Raw genomic sequence first — 2,902 nt, 5'->3', positions numbered from 1 at the left:
TTCTTGCCAAAATAATCTACAGATATTTGAACCCGACCCATTGAAATTTAAACATCCCACTTTATTTAAACCGCCTAATTACTCCACCATTTAATTGATTTTCTTGAAAGTATTAGCCGCTTCCTAACCAATGATGACTGCTTTTCTGGTAGGTCCCCACATATAACCACCCAATAATCCAGAGGATTGAATAAACCTATGACAGGGAATTAAAAAAGCTACCGGGTTGCTCCCTATTGCAGTGCCAACGGCCCTTGAAGCAGTTGGCACTGCAATAGAAACAGCAATATTTCCATAAGTACACAATTGTCCTGTTAGTATTTTTAATAAGGTTTCCCAAACTTTCAACTGAAATTGTGTTCCTTTTAGATGTAATTTTATTTGAGGGAGTTGTTGCCAGTCTTTAGTAAAAATATATAATGCCTGTTGTTGAATGATATCAACCATTTGGTTAAAATGAGCATTCGGAAAAAGTTGCTGCAAAGCATTTATGGCAGTATGCTCTTCATCTGCAAAAGCCATATAACATATACCTTTAGGGGTTGATGCAACCAAAATATTCCCAAATGGACTTTCTGCATAGCTATAATTAATGTAAAGATTTTCACCGCCATTTTTATATTCACCCGGCGTCATCCCATCAATTTTAATAAACATATCATGCAGGCGCCCGGTGCCGGAAAGGCCCGTTTCCAAAGCTGCATCCAACAACGTTACCTGTTTATTTTTAAGTATGTGCCTGGCATGGGCAACACTTATGTATTGCAGAAAACTTTTTGGGCTTACACCTGCCCATTCAGAAAATAATCGCTGGAAATGAAAGGGGCTTAAATTTATTTTTTCAGCAACCTCATCCAGGGTTGGCTGATTTTTAAAATTTTGCCGGATGTATTCAATTGCGGCTGCAATTCGATTGTAATTCAATTGTTCCTGTCCATTCATCTTATTAATTTTTGTCTAGCAAATGTATCATCATCTATGTTCTATTACAACCCGAAACTTGCGCTATTGAGATGCTATCTAAATCCTGCACCACATCTATCATTAAAAATTCACAGCCTATAATTAAAGAAAGCGCCAACCTTTTCACTATCCACTATAAAATAAAGTCCAAGTTCACTTTTCACAAAAAGAAATTTACCTTTACCACAGCAATGATTCCAGACTATCCACATAAAATATTCAATGACAAACGCAGCAAATATTTTTTGCTGAAACTTACGCTGGCCATGGATGCTTGTTACCCCAACCTCTAAAGAAACGCTGGAAACTTTAAGTTCCATTCTCCGCTTTAAAAAGCAGGTTTTATTTATCAATTACTTCTTATAATTCAATCTATTTTTCATGGAAACAACTACCTCATCATCCAAAAAATTTGATACGGTGACCAACGATTTTTTGCCGCTGCAAGGCACCGATTATGTAGAGTTTTATGTTGGCAATGCCAAGCAGGCAGCTCATTTTTATAAAACCGCATTTGGCTTTCAGTCACTTGCCTATGCCGGACCCGAGACTGGCATGAAAGACAAAGTTAGTTATGTAATTCGCCAGCATAAACTCACCTTTGTTTTAACTACAGCATTAAGAAAAAACAATCCTATAGCGGACCATGTTTCTAAACATGGGGATGGTGTAAAAGTGTTGGCTTTAAAAGTAGATGATGCTACCAGGGCATGGGAAGAAACCACTAAACGTGGAGGCAAGTCTTACCTGGAGCCAACTATTTTATCAGATACAGACGGTGAAGTAGTTTTAAGTGGCATCCACACCTATGGAGAAACTGTTCACCTATTTGTCGAGAGAAAAAATTACAAAGGTTTATTCATGCCCGGCTTTAAAAAGTGGGAAAGCAACTATAACCCTACCGATACAGGGCTGCTGTATGTTGATCATTGTGTAGGTAACGTAGATTGGAATCAAATGAATCCCTGGGTGAAATTTTATGAAGAAGTAATGGGGTTTAAAAATATTTTGACCTTTGATGACAATGATATTTCTACAGAATATTCTGCTTTAATGAGCAAGGTGATGAGTAATGGTAATGGGTATGTAAAATTCCCCATCAATGAGCCCGCTGAAGGTAAAAAGAAAAGCCAGGTAGAAGAGTACCTGGATTTTTACAACGGCGAAGGCGTACAGCATGTAGCGATAGCCACCAATGATATTGTAAAGACTGTAACTGAATTACAAAAAAGGGGGATTGAGTTTTTAAATATACCGGCCAGTTATTATGCGAATGTATTGGACAGGGTTGGAGAAATTGATGAAGACCTAGCGCCCTTGCAGGAACTAGGTATATTAATTGACAGGGATGAGGAAGGTTACTTGCTCCAGATCTTCAGCAAACCGCTGGAAGACAGACCTACCCTTTTCTTCGAAATCATCCAGCGTAAAGGGGCAAAAAGTTTTGGTAAGGGGAATTTTAAAGCACTGTTTGAAGCCCTGGAGAGAGAACAAGATGCAAGGGGAAATTTATAAAAACTATCTTGAGATTTTTCACTTTGTAGTGAAAAATCACAATTAGAAAATCGCCCTTACAGTTGCTCTTCCAATATGAACTGTCCTTGACTCGCCTGGTTTTCGGCCATCATATTGAATGGTCATTTCTATATTTCCAGAAAGCCGTTTGGTAAACTCCAGGTTCCATAAATAATTTTTACCCGGCATTAATCCATCCAACAAAATATAACCTACAGTAGAGTTGGCGGAGCCACCCGCCGCATAAGAAAATTGTATATTACTTAATGAAAATCTTGCATTGATACTACTGCTGGAAAGCACATTGTATTTAGCTTCCGTAGTAAAACTATTGGCCGTGGATTTTTCTAAATAGCCAATGGTATTTTTCTTGTTATTGTAGCCATAAATAACCGTTACCCGCATTTTGGTACCACTAACATAA

The 2,902-nt window shown here is 38.0% G+C and carries 3 protein-coding genes and 1 pseudogene; 1 reads left to right on the top strand and 3 read right to left on the bottom strand.

Annotation, left to right across the window (positions count from 1 at the left end):
- Positions 1-123 precede the first annotated feature (123 nt).
- Together H7254_RS16240 and H7254_RS16235 are read right to left on the bottom strand one after the other, a co-directional pair.
- The gene (locus H7254_RS16240; protein WP_301933963.1) at positions 124-942 is read right to left on the bottom strand and encodes a methylated-DNA--[protein]-cysteine S-methyltransferase; all 819 of its coding nucleotides are present in this window, start codon (positions 940-942) and stop codon (positions 124-126) included.
- Between the two features lie 110 nt (positions 943-1,052).
- Positions 1,053-1,283: a hypothetical protein gene (locus H7254_RS16235; RefSeq protein WP_301933962.1), complete on the bottom strand. Its 231-nt coding sequence runs from the start codon at positions 1,281-1,283 to the stop codon at positions 1,053-1,055.
- A gap of 61 nt (positions 1,284-1,344) precedes the next feature.
- Here H7254_RS16235 and hppD point away from each other — a divergent pair, with 61 nt between their 5' ends.
- On the top strand, positions 1,345-2,478 hold the full coding sequence (gene hppD / locus H7254_RS16230) for a 4-hydroxyphenylpyruvate dioxygenase (protein ID WP_301933961.1): 1,134 nt from the start codon (positions 1,345-1,347) through the stop codon (positions 2,476-2,478).
- A 42-nt stretch (positions 2,479-2,520) separates the two neighbouring features.
- Here hppD and H7254_RS16225 read toward each other — a convergent pair.
- A pseudogene (locus H7254_RS16225) lies at positions 2,521-2,902 on the bottom strand (hypothetical protein); the annotation flags it as partial.

Origin of the sequence: Ferruginibacter sp., assembly GCF_014377975.1 — a bacterium.
Taxonomy (GTDB): domain Bacteria; phylum Bacteroidota; class Bacteroidia; order Chitinophagales; family Chitinophagaceae; genus Ferruginibacter.
The sequence above is the reverse complement of the archived record's forward strand: the minus strand, read 5'-3'. Positions and strand labels throughout refer to the sequence as shown.

Excerpts from the sequence above, each read along its gene's own strand:
- H7254_RS16235 (WP_301933962.1), bottom strand. The coding sequence starts at position 1,283 with ATGGAACTTAAAGTTTCCAGCGTTTCTTTAGAGGTTGGGGTAACAAGC.
- H7254_RS16240 (WP_301933963.1), bottom strand. The coding sequence starts at position 942 with ATGAATGGACAGGAACAATTGAATTACAATCGAATTGCAGCCGCAATT.
- hppD (WP_301933961.1), top strand. The coding sequence starts at position 1,345 with ATGGAAACAACTACCTCATCATCCAAAAAATTTGATACGGTGACCAAC.